11 protein-coding genes are annotated in these 13,844 nt (G+C 55.4%); 10 read left to right on the forward strand and 1 reads right to left on the reverse strand.

From position 1 onward, the window contains the following. Positions 1 to 5: 5 nt before the first annotated feature. The 6 genes from G538_RS0107190 to G538_RS0107215 all read left to right on the forward strand — a co-directional run bounded on the left by G538_RS0107190 (position 6) and on the right by G538_RS0107215 (position 7,087). On the forward strand, positions 6 to 545 hold the full coding sequence (locus G538_RS0107190; protein WP_029068786.1) for a DivIVA domain-containing protein: 540 nt from the start codon (positions 6 to 8) through the stop codon (positions 543 to 545). After that, the gene (gene dxr / locus G538_RS0107195) at positions 542 to 1,726 is read left to right on the forward strand and encodes a 1-deoxy-D-xylulose-5-phosphate reductoisomerase (protein WP_157544348.1); all 1,185 of its coding nucleotides are present in this window, start codon (positions 542 to 544) and stop codon (positions 1,724 to 1,726) included. Before G538_RS0107190 ends, dxr begins: the two co-directional genes overlap by 4 nt. Positions 1,727 to 1,760: 34 nt before the next feature. Beyond that, positions 1,761 to 3,074 carry a M50 family metallopeptidase gene (locus G538_RS0107200; RefSeq protein ID WP_029068788.1) on the forward strand — a complete coding sequence of 438 codons (1,314 nt, stop codon included), beginning with the start codon at positions 1,761 to 1,763 and terminating at the stop codon, positions 3,072 to 3,074. 137 nt (positions 3,075 to 3,211) lie between these two features. Then, entirely contained in the window at positions 3,212 to 4,339 is a 1,128-nt protein-coding gene (gene ispG / locus G538_RS0107205; RefSeq protein ID WP_211218594.1) for a flavodoxin-dependent (E)-4-hydroxy-3-methylbut-2-enyl-diphosphate synthase, read from the forward strand. 5 nt (positions 4,340 to 4,344) lie between these two features. After that, positions 4,345 to 5,250, forward strand: a complete 906-nt coding sequence (locus tag G538_RS0107210) for a GNAT family N-acetyltransferase (protein WP_029068790.1) — start codon at positions 4,345 to 4,347, stop codon at positions 5,248 to 5,250. Between the two features lie 52 nt (positions 5,251 to 5,302). Further along, positions 5,303 to 7,087 carry a proline--tRNA ligase gene (locus G538_RS0107215; RefSeq protein ID WP_029068791.1) on the forward strand — a complete coding sequence of 595 codons (1,785 nt, stop codon included), beginning with the start codon at positions 5,303 to 5,305 and terminating at the stop codon, positions 7,085 to 7,087. Positions 7,088 to 7,191: 104 nt separating this feature from the next. On the opposite strand, the gene G538_RS0107220 is transcribed toward G538_RS0107215, so the two are convergent. Beyond that, on the reverse strand, positions 7,192 to 8,229 hold the full coding sequence (locus tag G538_RS0107220; RefSeq protein WP_029068792.1) for a DUF4439 domain-containing protein: 1,038 nt from the start codon (positions 8,227 to 8,229) through the stop codon (positions 7,192 to 7,194). 192 nt (positions 8,230 to 8,421) lie between these two features. Between G538_RS0107220 and G538_RS15610 the strand changes: the two genes are divergently transcribed. The 4 genes from G538_RS15610 to infB all read left to right on the forward strand — a co-directional run bounded on the left by G538_RS15610 (position 8,422) and on the right by infB (position 13,750). Continuing rightward, positions 8,422 to 8,955, forward strand: coding sequence for a ribosome maturation factor RimP (locus tag G538_RS15610; protein WP_035833546.1), 534 nt, complete (start codon positions 8,422 to 8,424; stop codon positions 8,953 to 8,955). A 2-nt stretch (positions 8,956 to 8,957) separates the two neighbouring features. Next, positions 8,958 to 10,022: a transcription termination factor NusA gene (gene nusA / locus G538_RS0107230; RefSeq protein WP_029068793.1), complete on the forward strand. Its 1,065-nt coding sequence runs from the start codon at positions 8,958 to 8,960 to the stop codon at positions 10,020 to 10,022. A 243-nt stretch (positions 10,023 to 10,265) separates the two neighbouring features. Continuing rightward, on the forward strand, positions 10,266 to 10,637 hold the full coding sequence (locus tag G538_RS18525) for a YlxR family protein (RefSeq protein WP_051196683.1): 372 nt from the start codon (positions 10,266 to 10,268) through the stop codon (positions 10,635 to 10,637). 92 nt (positions 10,638 to 10,729) lie between these two features. Beyond that, positions 10,730 to 13,750 (forward strand): translation initiation factor IF-2, encoded by a 3,021-nt coding sequence (infB, locus tag G538_RS0107240; protein ID WP_035833548.1) that lies wholly within the window; start codon positions 10,730 to 10,732, stop codon positions 13,748 to 13,750. The last annotated feature ends 94 nt before the right edge of the window (positions 13,751 to 13,844 follow it).

The following is a 13,844-nucleotide window of genomic DNA, read 5'->3' on the forward strand; positions in this document are numbered from 1 at the left end:
GAATCATGTTCTCAACTGTCTCCAAGATGAAGGTCGGATACGACACAGAAGACGTCGACGACTTTTTTGCGCAAGCTCGTGAGACCTATGAAGGCGTCACCGCTGACATACTCACCTTCCGCGACGTAAATACTTGTGTTTTCGAGACGCAACGTGGCGGTTATGACCCTGCAGAGGTTGATGCTGCACTAGAGCGCCTTGAAGTGGCTTTCATTGCAAAGGAACGCCAGTTTCACACGAACCAAGGTGGCCAGCAAGCATGGATGGCGGTCATGGCCGAACGGGCTCAGACGCTGTACCCCCGTCTTCAGCGTCCTGCCGGCGAACGTTTTGAATCACCACCAAAAGGTCCTGGCTACAGCAAAGAGGAAGTTGACTACCTCTGTAAACGTCTTATTCGCTTTTTTGAAGGCAAAGGCAAGTTGACGTCAGCCGAGGTTCGCTCAGCGACATTTTCGCCAGCTCGCGGACGTAACGCTTACGAGGAAATGACTGTTGACGCCTTTTTGGCGCGGGCAGTTGAAGTATTGCTGGGCGTCGAGTGACAACATCACGAAAATCGGTCACGCTGCTCGGATCTACTGGCTCCATCGGTACGCAAGCGCTGGACGTTATTACTCGCAATGCTGGACTTTTCGAGGTTTATGGGCTGGCTGCAGGCGGAAGTTCACTTCCGCTACTAGCAGAGCAAATCCGTCAGTATGCTCCCGCGATCGTTGCGGTTCACAACTCTGAGACACGTGTGGAGTTGGAGAATCTCCTGGCAGGGGTGGAAAACCCTCCACAGTTACTATTCGGCCCAGAAGCCGCATCTGTCCTAGCATCTCATCCGGTCGATGTTGTGCTGAACGGTATGACTGGAGCTGTTGGTCTAGGGCCAACACTCGCTGCGTTACGTGCGAACAACACGCTTGCCTTAGCAAACAAAGAGTCGTTGGTGATCGGCGGTCAACTGGTTAAGGAAGCAATGAAGCGCTCTGACCAAATTGTTCCGGTTGACTCAGAACACTCCGCAATGGCACAAGCGTTACGTGGTGGCCGACGCGAAGAAGTCACGCGTTTTATTCTCACCGCATCCGGGGGTCCGTTTCGAGGTATGAACCGTGAGCAACTCCAAGCGGTTACCCCAGAGGAGGCGCTGGACCACCCAACGTGGAACATGGGCCCAGTCGTGACAATCAACTCATCGACATTGGTGAATAAGGCTCTAGAGCTTATCGAGGCGCACCTACTGTTCGATGTTCCTGTTGATGACATCGTTGTGGTGGTTCACCCGCAGTCAATCGTGCATTCCATGATCGAGTTCACCGACGGATCAGTCATCGCCCAAGCATCTCCACCAGACATGCGATTGCCCATCTCGCTTGGTCTGAGTTGGCCTGATCGTATTTCTTCTGGCGCTCAGCCCTGCGACTGGACGAAGGCGTCTTCGTGGACATTTGAGCCCCTCGACACAGAGGTCTTTCCTGCCGTCGAGATTGCGCGACGCGCAGTGGCAGCTTCTGCATGGCATCCAGCAGTTTTCAACGGCGCGAATGAGGAACTGGTCGACGCATTTCTCAGACATGAGGTGCGCTACAGCCAAATTGTCGACACTTTATCTGCAGTGCTCGACGCTTTTGATGAATACCTCGTGACGAATTCTCTGACGCGATCGGTTGATGGCGTCATGCAGGCCGATGCGTGGGCGCGTTCATGGGTGCGCAACCAAGACATCTTGGCTTAAAGACTAGTCATTTATACGCCGTCTGGAGGCGACAGTGGATTTTCTGTGGGGTGTACTCACAGTAGTTGTGGGGTTGTTAGCATCGATTGCCCTCCACGAGGTTGGGCACATGGTGCCGGCCAAGAAATTTGGTGTCAGAGTTCCTCAATACATGGTGGGATTCGGACCAACTTTGTGGTCGACTCACAGAGGTGAAACTGAGTACGGTATCAAAGCAATACCACTTGGTGGGTATGTGCGGCTGGTAGGAATGTATCCGCCGGAAAATACCGACCGTAAGCGTCGCATGTGGTTTAGGGAACTCATCACCGGGGCTCGTGAAGCGAGCTTGGAAGAAATCCGACCCGGGGAAGAGAATCGTGCTTTCTATAAGTTGAGCACCCCCAAGAAACTCATCGTGATGGCCGGTGGTCCGCTCATGAACCTGGTGATCGCGGCGTTTCTCCTGACTGTAATTGTTGTTGCTTTTGGACGGTCAGAGCCAACAACCCAGATCGCAGAGGTCTCGCAGTGTGTGGTGAGCGCCCAGGAGTCAAGGACTGAGTGCGAATCTACTGACCCTATCACTCCAGCAGCTCAAGCTGGTTTGTTGCCCGGTGACGTCATTACGGGCTTTGCGGATCAAGAAGTTAGTTCATGGGATGACTTGTCCGACCGTATTGCTCGCTATGGTGGGCAAGAGGTCTCGGTAACGTACCTTCGCGATGGTGCGGAAAGCGAAACAACACTGGTACCTTTGATCACCCCGCGACCGGTCCTTGACCGATATGATATTCCGCAGTTCGATGACAGCGGAGAACTCGTGACAGAACAACGCGGATTTCTCGGGGTTGCTCCAACCTTCGAACAAAACCACCAGCCATTTGTTGTGGTGCCCGAATTAATGGGCCAGGGGATCACCGGCACGCTAGGCATCATTGTTCGTCTTCCTGAGCGAATGGTAGACGTGTGGAACGCGGCGTTTGGCGGTCAAGAACGTGATGTGAATTCTGTGATCGGTGTCGTTGGGGTAGGTCGAGTAGCGGGTGAGATTACCTCGGCACCAGAGTTCAGTAGTAACTTGGCTGCGCAAACTCAGCAACTCCTTTCCTTGCTGGCTTCATTAAATATTGCGCTCTTCGCATTCAATATGATTCCCTTGCTTCCGCTGGATGGGGGACACGTCGCAGGGGCGCTTTATGAAGGTGGGCGCCGTCAATGGGCGCGACTGCGACATCGCCCTGACCCAGGACACGCGGATACGGCACAGATGCTCCCGGTGGCCTATGTTGTGTTTGTTCTGTTAGCAGGTATGGGGATCTTGTTGATATATGCAGACATCGTCAATCCTGTCCGTCTCATCCAGTAGTCTGAACCCCTGAAGGTCAGATTTTGGTGTTTGTGCTGTGTGATGTCGCGGCGGCTGCGTGGTGATGATCACCATGGCATGGCCTCGCGGTGAAAAAGGAGATAATAGGTTCTGTGACTGTTCCAATCAACCTCGGTATGCCGCAGGCGCCAGCGCCAGTACTCGCGCCTCGTCGTAAAACCCGCAAGATCAAAGTCGGGAAGGTGGAAGTTGGTGGTGATGCACCAGTAAGCGTGCAGTCAATGACCACCACCCGTACAACGGACATCAATGCCACTCTCCAACAAATCGCTGAACTCACAGCGTCAGGTTGTGACATTGTCCGTGTTGCGGTGCCTTCCGCAGACGATGCTGAAGCTCTGCCTGCTATCGCGAAAAAATCACAGATCCCTGTGATTGCTGACATCCACTTCCAACCCAAGTACGTGTACGCGGCGATTGATGCTGGGTGCGCCGCTGTGCGAGTCAATCCTGGAAATATCCGGAAATTTGACGACCAAGTTAAGCAGATCGCAGCTGCCGCCAAGGACGCTGGGGTCTCGATCCGTATTGGTGTCAATGCTGGATCTTTGGATCCTCGTTTGCTCAAAAAGTATGGAAAAGCAACGCCAGAAGCGCTTGTTGAGTCAGCGGTATGGGAAGCATCGTTGTTTGAAGAGCACGGGTTCCATGACTTCAAAATTTCGGTGAAGCACAATGACCCTGTCATTATGGTGCGCGCCTATGAAATGTTGTCAGAACGTGGTGACTGGCCACTCCACCTTGGTGTGACCGAGGCAGGTCCGGCTTTCCAGGGGACCATCAAGTCAGCGACGGCCTTCGGTGCATTGTTGTCACGTGGAATTGGGGACACCATTCGGGTCTCGCTGTCCGCTCCTCCAGTGGAGGAAGTGAAGGTCGGCAATGCAATCCTTGAGTCTCTCAACCTCAAACCCCGCAAGCTTGAGATAGTCTCATGCCCTTCGTGTGGCCGGGCGCAGGTAGATGTTTATACTCTTGCAGAACGTGTCACCGCTGGCCTAGAAGGGCTTCCCGTTCCGTTGCGAGTTGCCGTTATGGGTTGCGTTGTAAACGGGCCTGGTGAAGCTCGAGAAGCTGACCTGGGAGTGGCCTCCGGAAACGGCAAAGGGCAAATTTTTGTCAAAGGTGAAGTCATTAAGACCGTGCCGGAGTCAATGATCGTGGAAACGCTCATCGAAGAGGCTATGCGAATCGCAGACTCTATGGAGAAGACCGGGGAAAGCCCCTCTATTGTCGTAGGGTAACGGATATGGGATCACGGCGAGTTGAGTACCCCGTTGAACTGTTGCGTGATCATAGCGACATTGAAGCGGTCATAGAACTTGCCCGCCGTGATCCAGTGTCATACGTTCTTGCGCTGACCCATTTGGAGGATGGGTTAGCCTCCGGGGCTTTGCCGGGAGAAGTGTGGGCCTACAGGAATGGCGGTGAGTTAGTCGCGGCTTGTTGGGTTGGCGCAAACTTCATTCCCATTTTTGATCTCGCTCTCGCTGATAGCGCCGAATACGCTGCGGCATTATCTGCGTTCATTTCTGCAGCGCGTTCAACTGGCAGGCGGTCATCCTCGCTGGTTGGGCCGGCGCAAACAGTTCTTCCGCTGTGGAATGCTGTAGAGGATCTTTGGTCGCCGGCACGAGAGGTACGAGCGTCTCAACCCTCAATGGTCTGGGATCGCGAACCGCAGTGCACAGCAGACAGTCGGGTCAGGTGCGCAGAGCCCGAAGATTTTGATGCTCTGCTTCCAGCAAGTGTTCACATGTTCCTTGAGGAAGTTGGTGTGTCTCCGCTTCGCTATGGTTCCGTGCAGTATTCACGTCGTGTGCGTGAACTGATTGCTGAGCGACGCTCTTTCGTCATGCTTCGCCGGGACGTTGAGCCTGGGTGCACTGACTCGGTTGGGGATCAAATTGTCTTTAAAGCGGACATCGGAGCGCTGTGCAACGATGTTGCTCAAGTCCAGGGCGTGTGGGTTGATCCAGCTTTCCGGAGTCGTGGAATTGCTGCCCCTGCTATGGCTCAGGTTGCTCGGATTGCTCAGGAGCAATTTGACCGCACCATTTCGCTATACGTCAACAGTTATAACCATCGCGCATTAAAGGCATATCAGACATCAGGTTTTAGCGTGGCGGGGGAGTATGCAACCGTAATGTTCTAGGTCACCATGATTCTCGGCCTGCGCCTCTAGGCATGGGCATTACGCTTAGAACATGCTCTTACGCCTATCGAACCTATTCGTTCGCACCCTTCGTGAAGATCCCGCTGATGCTGAGGTCGCAAGCCACAAACTTCTTGTCCGTGCGGGATATATCCGCCGCGCCGCCCCAGGTGTTTATTCGTGGCTTCCATTAGGACTGCGCGTCCTTGACAAAGTGGAGGCTGTGGTCCGGGAAGAAATGGAGCGGGCTGGCGCTCAGCGCGTTCATTTTCCAGCCCTCTTGCCCCGTGAGCCGTATGAAGCAACGGGCCGGTGGACGGAATACGGGCCAAATCTGTTCCGTTTGAAGGACCGCAAGGATGGCGATTATCTTCTTGCTCCAACCCACGAAGAAATGTTCACACTTTTGGTGAAGGATCTCTATTCTTCGTACAAAGATCTTCCCGTCACACTGTTTCAGATTCAGACCAAATACCGTGACGAAGCACGCCCACGCGCAGGTCTGATCCGTGGCCGTGAATTCATTATGAAAGACGCCTACTCCTTCGACATAAGTGATGAAGGTTTGAGTGCCTCTTATCAGGCTCAGCGTGATGCCTATGAGCGAATCTTTACCCGCCTAGGGCTTGAATATGTCATTGTGGCAGCGACATCTGGGGCCATGGGTGGTTCGCGGTCTGAGGAGTTTTTGACTCCAACTCCAATTGGGGAAGACACCTTTGTTCGTTCTCCAGGCGGGTATGCCGCCAATGTGGAGGCGGTAACAACGGTTGTTGGGGAACCGTTGGATGCTTCTGCAGTTCCAGCATCAGTCGTGATTGACACACCTGACACCGCCACAATCGAGTCACTTGTTACATGGTTGCAGGAAAATCACGGTAACGATGCCCCCCAAGGGGAACAGTGGTCAACTAAACACACCCTAAAGAATGTTGTGCTCGCTGTGTCACACCCAGATGGGCAACGTGAACTGGTTGTCGTGGGTGTTCCTGGGGACCGAGAAGTTGATATGAAACGTATCGAAGCCGCGCTTGCGCCTGCAGAGGTTGAGGCGGCGGGGGACGGTGACTTTGCGAAGAACCCACACCTGAAGCGGGGTTACATTGGCCCACAAATTCTTGGTGTTTCACACACGGGGCAAGAATCTGCCACGCGCTACCTGGTCGATCCACGCATCGTCGACGGTTCTGTGTGGGTTACTGGGGCCAATGTTGTCGGTCAGCACGCGCTGAATGTCGTTGCAGGACGTGATTTCCGTGCGGATGGAGTGATCGAGGCCGCAGAAGTGCGGGCAGGCGATCCAGCTCCTGATGGTTCTGGTCCTCTAGAACTTGCACGTGGTATCGAGATTGGGCACATTTTCCAACTTGGCCGCAAGTATGCGCAGGCGTTGGGCCTCAAGGTTCTTGATGCCAATGGTAAACAAGCCGTCGTAACGATGGGATCATACGGTATTGGGGTGTCCCGTGTGATGGCTGCTTTAGCGCAGGCAAATTATGACGACAAGGGTTTGGCATGGCCACTGCAAATCGCCCCCGCTCATGTGCACCTGGTGGCGACAGGGAAAGATGAGGCAGTGTACGCTGCTGCAACCAGCCTTGCTGAGCAACTCGAATCACGTGGCATCGAAGTGATCTACGATGACCGCCCGAAGGTTTCTCCAGGCGTGAAATTTAAAGATGCTGAACTCATTGGAGTGCCCTTCATCGCCGTTGTTGGACGCGGACTTGAGCAGGGTGTCATTGAATTCCGTACACGCACCGGTGAGCCGCAAACTGTCCAATTGACAGAGGCAGTCGATGTGATCGTCGATGCGGTGACAAAAAGCACTTCCTGATACTCCGTTCGCGCCATTGACATCATGCAAGACGGTCCACCCCTTGAAGGGGCGGACCGTCTTGTTGTATGTGACGGGAAGTGCCGTTTGTTCTGTCAGATTCTTTAGTTGCTGACTTCGGGTGTGCTTGCCGTAATGGCCTCAGGGCTCTCGATGAAGACAAATGGCCCCATGTCGCTTCCGAGCCGATTGGCGCATTGCGCCGCAGGGACCAGCAAGTCGAGAATCGCGGCACGGTCTTGTGGTTCCACAGTGGCTAGCGCGGTGCTGTAGTGTTCCCCAAGGTCGATGCATAGTTCACGTCCGAGTCGCCGCGCTTCGCTTGGCTCGGGGGTGGGGGAGTCTGGGGTCAGGGTGAATGGTAGGTCGTAGCGTAGTGCGCGTGGGTCATCGCTGGTCCGATCTACAGCGGCGAGTACTGCGAGGTGTTGCGCCGTGCGGCGGTGTTCGCGAGCTTGTTTGGTGAAGTAGGCTCGATCATCGACCGGGAGCATGGCTGCAATGACTTCGAATCCGTATGCGGCGGCATCTTCTCGGGTGATCCACGTGATGACATTCGCCTGGGTAATGTTTGAAGGAAGCGCTTCAAGCTCGGAGTCGGTGAAATCAGGAGGCAACTCATAGTCGATCTTGCTGAGCCGTGCTATGTCAGAGGCTTGAAGCGCAAACCAGGTGGCAAGTGATCCGTAGGCTCGGGCAACATCTGGATCCTCTGGAAGATCGAGTGTTGACCGGATGCGGTTCGCTGCGTTGTTGAGTTGGTCGACAAGGTCCTGTGCAGTGGCTGGAGCCGTCGTTTCGCTGGATTGTGAAGGTTCTGGTCTGCTGGTTCGAAGTTCTTCGGGTAACCCTGAGTCATACTCACCGCCGAGTTGGGTTGCGGTGTCGCTCGCTTGGAGTGCTAGTGACTCGAGGGCCTGCACTACGGCGTCGCTCTGTGCGTCGTCTTGTGTAAGAAGGGCGGCTGCTGCTGACACGCTGAGTAAGTCATTGACAACCGCTTGACGTGCCACTTCGTTACTGTCGGGTGTTGGTTCTGTTGGCGGCGCTGTCTCAATGCGCACTCCGCAGCCGGCGACGAGAAGTAGTACGACGAGAGATGTCAGAAACGTTCGAACGTTGATGCGAGCCACGAATGTCATTTCCCTTGTTGGTAGGTATGGGATGATCTTACCGAGTTACGGAGTGGCTGTGGGACGCCTCACCGGGGCAGATGCGACGAGGAATACACTAAAAGACAGCATGCAGGCCACGAGATTCTCGGTAGGCTTAGGGGAGAACAAGTTCATACCGGTCTGTTGTGTCCGGTAGTCAACACGACGGCAGGAGGACATGTGGCGCGTTCAGAAGTTCCAGCATCCGTGGCAGACGCAGTCGGGCCGGTAGTAGATAGTGCAGATCTTGTCTTAGAAGATCTCGAATTCTTGGTACAGGGCAAGCAGACGATCGTTCGGGTTACCGTCGATCTGCCAGACCACAAACACGGGGCAGTGTCCCTTGAGAGTATTGCCCAAGTGTCGCGTGAGTTATCAAAGACTCTTGACGCTGTGCGAAGCCTAGATCCTGATTACACCCTCGAAGTGTCGTCCCCTGGGACAAGCAGGCCGTTGACACAAGAACGCCATTTTCGCCGTAACCTTGGTCGGCTCGTTGACGTCCGTTTAATGGATGGAACCCGCTTCACTGAACGCCTCGTCGATGTTGAAGATGCCAATGCCGTGTTTGAAACGCGAGGCATCGTTGAAATTTCTTCGATTCGCAAGGCGCGGGTTGAAGTTGAGTTGTCCCGTGCTGAGGCGGCCTCAGACAGTGACTTTGTAGATATTGCCGGGACGGACTCTGACCGGACGCAGGACAGTGAGGACTAAAAATGCATATTGACATGGCGGCACTTCGACTTTTGGAACGCGAGCGTGAGATCAGCCTGGATGTGTTGATCGGTGCGATCGAACAGGCTTTGGCTGTCGCGTATCAACGCACGCCAGATGCGCTGAAGCACTCCCGTGTGGAAATTGATCGTAAATCTGGCCAAGTTGTGGTGTGGGCACGCGAAGACATCGAGGTCGAACCAGCAACAGTTGATGACGAGGGGAACTACGTCTCAGCTGTTCGTGTTTTAGGTGAAGAATTCGATCACACACCAAAGGATTTTGGGCACGTCGCAACAGCGACAGCTCGACAAGTCATCTTCCAACGTATGCGTGATGCTGAAGACGACCAAGTGTTGGGACAGTTCAAGGACAAAGAAGGCGAACTTGTCTCGGGGCAAATCCAACAGGCTGCTAATCCGCGGGTTGTGAATGTTGATGTGGGGGGCGGCGTCGAAGCTGTGCTCCCGGAACATGAGCAAGTTCCCGGTGAAACCTATCGGCACGGTGAGCGTATCCGTGCGTACGTAGTTGAGGTTGCTCGCAGGGCCAAGGGTCCTTCCATCACCCTGAGCCGTACACACCCCAATCTCGTACGTCGTTTGTTTGAGATGGAGGTGCCGGAGGTTGCTGACGGCGCGGTAGACATCGTCGCTATTGCACGTGAAGCCGGACATCGGACGAAAATGGCCGTCCGTTCCTCCGTTGCCGGCTTGAATGCAAAGGGTGCTTGTATCGGTCCAATGGGACAACGTGTGCGAGCAGTGATGGCGGAACTCAACGGTGAAAAAATCGACATCGTCGATTTCACCGAGGATCCTCAAGCCTTCATTGCTTCTGCACTGTCTCCTTCTAGCGTGATCTCTGTGACCGTGTTAGACCAGCAGGCCCGAATGGCCCGAGTAGTTGTTCCTGACTACCAGCTCTCCCTGGCCATCGGGAAAGAAGGGCAAAACGCTCGTCTTGCGGCAAAACTAACTGGATGGAAGATTGACATCCGTTCGGATGCCGATAACGAGCCGCGCAGTGAGGAACCCGCGGATATCGAAGAGGTTCCTGAAGACTAGACGCCGTTGGCAAGGCGGTAAACACTCCCAGTGTGAGCAATCTCTGCCAGGAACTCGAGGTTTTTCCTCACAGAGTTCCTGGCAGTGGGGGTAGTATGGACACTAACCGCTATGGGCGTTGGTTTCGTTGCGCCCTTGACGGTATGTGATCTGTGACGTCGATACACAAAACACTCTCTGGTGTTCTGTGCCATCTACTCGCAGAGCTCAACGGCAGTTCAATGGAAGGAACGTGCAACACGAGTGGCTGACAATGCACCAGAACGAACGTGCATCGGGTGCCGCCAACGTGATGCACAGGACCATCTCCTGCGTCTCGTTTTGAGGCAGCGCACAACAACGCATCGCTTGATGCAGCGTTCCCTCGTCCCTGACGCGTCGCGAAGACTGCCGGGACGAGGCGCCTGGATCCACCCCGAAATCGATTGTGTCACTGTGACCCAACGAAAGCGGGCATGGCTTCGGGCCTTCAAAATATCCGGTGATGTTGATGCCTCAACGCTCGATGAGCTCATGGCAAGCATCAGGTCACCAAGCAACACCACTTTGCGGTATAGAAATCCGCATGCTTCTGTCAGTGCGACAGAAGCAGACACGTCGACAGGAAGCGGGTAAGAAGCCGATGGGCACCCGATGAGTACTCAGCGATGAGTCCGAGAAACTAACGACGGTCCTCCCAGTTTCGGGTGGACCGAGACTGGAGAGTTGTGGCTAAAATCCGCGTCTACGAGCTCGCGAAAGAGCTCGGGGTGGAAAGCAAGACAATTATGAGTAAGTTGACAGAACTCGGTGAGTTCGTGCGTTCAGCTTCCTCAACCATCGAAGCGCCAGTGGTGCGCAAACTTAAGGACTCCTTCCCAAGTGAAGGATCCTCGGCGTCATCAGGATCAGAACGACCCGCTGCGCCAAAGCCGCGTACACCGCGAGCACCCAAGCCCGGAGCATCACCACGTCCGGTATCGTCTCCTGCAGCACAAGAGACCCCAGAAGTTCAGCAGTCAGCACCCGAGGCACCCGCTGCCCCGGCTCCAACTGCAAAAACCCCCGCGCAGACTGCGCCTTCACCTGCGCCTGAAACGACGGCAACACCTGCTTCAGAGGTGCCAAGTGCTCCCGTTGAAGGTGCGACCCAGGCTCCGCGCGCATCATCACCAAAGCCAGGTCCTAAGCCAGCAGCCCCAAAGCCGGCCCCACGCAGCAAGCCTGCAGAAGGCAGCGGACGCGAAGGACGCGAGCAAGGATCACGCGGTGGTCCACGCCCTGGAAACAACCCCTTTGCTACGCAGCAGGGAATGCCACGTCAAGGCGGCCGCCCTTCATCGGGTCAACCTCGACCACCACGCGCCGGTGGAAACCAAGGTGGCGGTCCTCGCCCCGGAGCTCCTCGTCCAGGCAACAACCCATTTGCTACGCAGCAGGGAATGCCACGCCCAGGCAGCCGACCAGACCGTGGTGAACGCACTGATCGGCCAGCAAAGAGCCAGAATGCTGATGCCTCGGCAACGCAAGAGCGTTCCGGTGGTCCACGTCCCGGTGGGCCACGTCCAGCAGCTCCCCGCCCCGGCGCCGGAGCATCAAGTGGCCCCCGTCCGAACCCAGGGATGATGCCCGGTCGTACCAGTGCACCTCGCCCTGGTGACCGTCAACCAGCTGGTGGTGGCGGAGGCCGTGGCGGCCGCGGCGGCCGTGGTGGTTCAGGTGGAGCGCCAGGGACTAACGGTCCAGGTGGCAACACAGGTGGGTTTGGACCAGCTCGCACTGGTGGTCGTCCCGGTCCTGGTGGCCGTGGTTCGACTGCGGGAGCTTTCGGCCGTCAAGGCGGAAAGCCAGTTCGCGGACGCAAGTCCAAGCGTGCGAAGCGTCAAGAGTTCGAGCAGATGCAGGCTCCCTCACTTGGTGGGGTAACTGTTCCTCGCGGTGACGGTGCAACAGTAGTGCGGTTGCGTCACGGAGCTTCGCTGTCGGACTTCGCTGACAAGATTGATGCGAACCCAGCAAGCCTCGTCACTGTGCTGTTCCACCTCGGTGAGATGGCAACTGCTACACAGTCACTTGACGAAGACACATTCGGAACTCTTGGTTCAGAGCTTGGCTACATCATTGAAATGGTGTCTGCTGAAGACGAAGACCGTGAGCTCTTGGGTGGATTCTCCATCGACCTCGAAGCTGAAGAAGCGGCAGAATCCGATGAGGACCTCAGCCCGCGCCCACCAGTTGTTACCGTCATGGGTCACGTTGACCACGGTAAGACTCGTTTGCTGGATGCGATCCGCAACTCGGACGTTATCTCCGGCGAAGCAGGCGGAATTACCCAGCACATTGGTGCCTACCAAGTGCGTCACGACATTGATGGTTCAGAGCGTTACCTGACCTTCATTGACACCCCTGGTCACGAGGCGTTCACCGCCATGCGTGCACGTGGTGCTCAGGTTACTGACATCGCGATTCTTGTGGTCGCTGCAGATGATGGTGTCATGCCTCAAACCATCGAAGCGCTGAACCACGCTCAGGCGGCTGGCGTACCGATTGTCGTCGCGGTGAACAAGGTTGATAAGGAATCTGCTAATCCAGCGAAGATCCGTCAGCAACTCACCGAGTACAACTTGGTTGCTGAAGAGTATGGTGGCGACACCATGTTCGTTGATGTCTCTGCAATCAAGGGTATGGGCATTGACCAGTTGCTTGAAGCTGTCATTCTGACAGCCGATGCTTCGTTGGACTTGCGTGCAAACTCAGATAAGGATGCGCGCGGTGTCGCCATTGAAGCGAACCTCGACAAGGGCCGTGGTGCAGTAGCAACTGTCCTCGTGCAGTCGGGTACGCTCCACGTCGGTGACTCAATTGTTGCTGGTACTGCCCACGGGCGTGTGCGTGCAATGTTTGACGAGCACGGTGTCGCACTCAAGGAAGCAACCCCAGCTCGTCCAGTGCAGGTTCTGGGTCTTACCTCAGTTCCACGTGCAGGCGATGTATTCCTTGTTGCTCCAGATGACCGAACTGCACGTCAAATCGCTGAGAAGCGTGAAGCTGCTTCTCGTGCGGCACAGCTTGCTAAGCGCCGTAAGCGCATCAGCCTCGAAGACTTCACCCAAGCTCTTGAGCAGGGCAAGGTTGAAACCCTCAACCTGGTTCTTAAGGGTGACGTTTCAGGTGCTGTTGAAGCGTTGGAAGACGCGTTGCTGAAGATCAATGTGGGTGACGAGGTTGAACTTCGGATTATCCACCGTGGTGTTGGTGCAATCACACAGAACGACGTGAACCTTGCAACAGTCGATAACGCGATTATTCTCGGGTTCAACGTCAAGCCTGCGGAGCGCGTTAGCGAACTTGCTGACCGCGAAGGTGTTGATATCCGGTACTACTCGGTTATCTACCAAGCAATCGAAGATGTTGAAGCGGCTCTGAAGGGCATGCTGAAGCCTGAGTACGAAGAGGTTCAGCTTGGAACAGCGGAAATCCGCGAGATCTTCCGGTCTTCGAAGTTCGGAAACATTGCTGGTTCGATTGTTCGCTCTGGTGTGATGCGTCGTAACGCCAAGGCGCGCGTTCTACGCGACGGTGTTGTGGTCGGTGACGGCTTGAGCATCGATTCGCTGAAGCGATTCAAGGACGATGCAACTGAGGTGCGTGAAGGTTACGAGTGCGGTATTGGGCTCGGTTCCTTCAATGACATCCAGTCAGGCGATATCGTCGAGACATGGGAAATGCGCGAGAAGCCTCGAGCATAACCACAGATGAACGTGGGAGCCGCAACACCGTTGCGGCTCCCACTGTTTTCTCATCGCCGAGAGTAACAACTCCCCAAGCAGTACTGTTGATACT

This window comes from Jonesia quinghaiensis DSM 15701 (genome assembly GCF_000423205.1).
GTDB lineage: Bacteria > Actinomycetota > Actinomycetes > Actinomycetales > Cellulomonadaceae > Jonesia > Jonesia quinghaiensis.

Bases quoted from the DNA above. Each gene is read 5' to 3' on its own strand.
- G538_RS0107190 (WP_029068786.1), top strand. From the start codon at position 6: ATGTTCTCAACTGTCTCCAAGATGAAGGTCGGATACGACACAGAAGAC.
- ispG (WP_211218594.1), top strand. From the start codon at position 3,212: ATGCCGCAGGCGCCAGCGCCAGTACTCGCGCCTCGTCGTAAAACCCGC.
- G538_RS0107210 (WP_029068790.1), top strand. From the start codon at position 4,345: ATGGGATCACGGCGAGTTGAGTACCCCGTTGAACTGTTGCGTGATCAT.
- G538_RS0107215 (WP_029068791.1), top strand. From the start codon at position 5,303: ATGCTCTTACGCCTATCGAACCTATTCGTTCGCACCCTTCGTGAAGAT.
- G538_RS0107220 (WP_029068792.1), bottom strand. From the start codon at position 8,229: ATGACATTCGTGGCTCGCATCAACGTTCGAACGTTTCTGACATCTCTC.
- nusA (WP_029068793.1), top strand. From the start codon at position 8,958: ATGCATATTGACATGGCGGCACTTCGACTTTTGGAACGCGAGCGTGAG.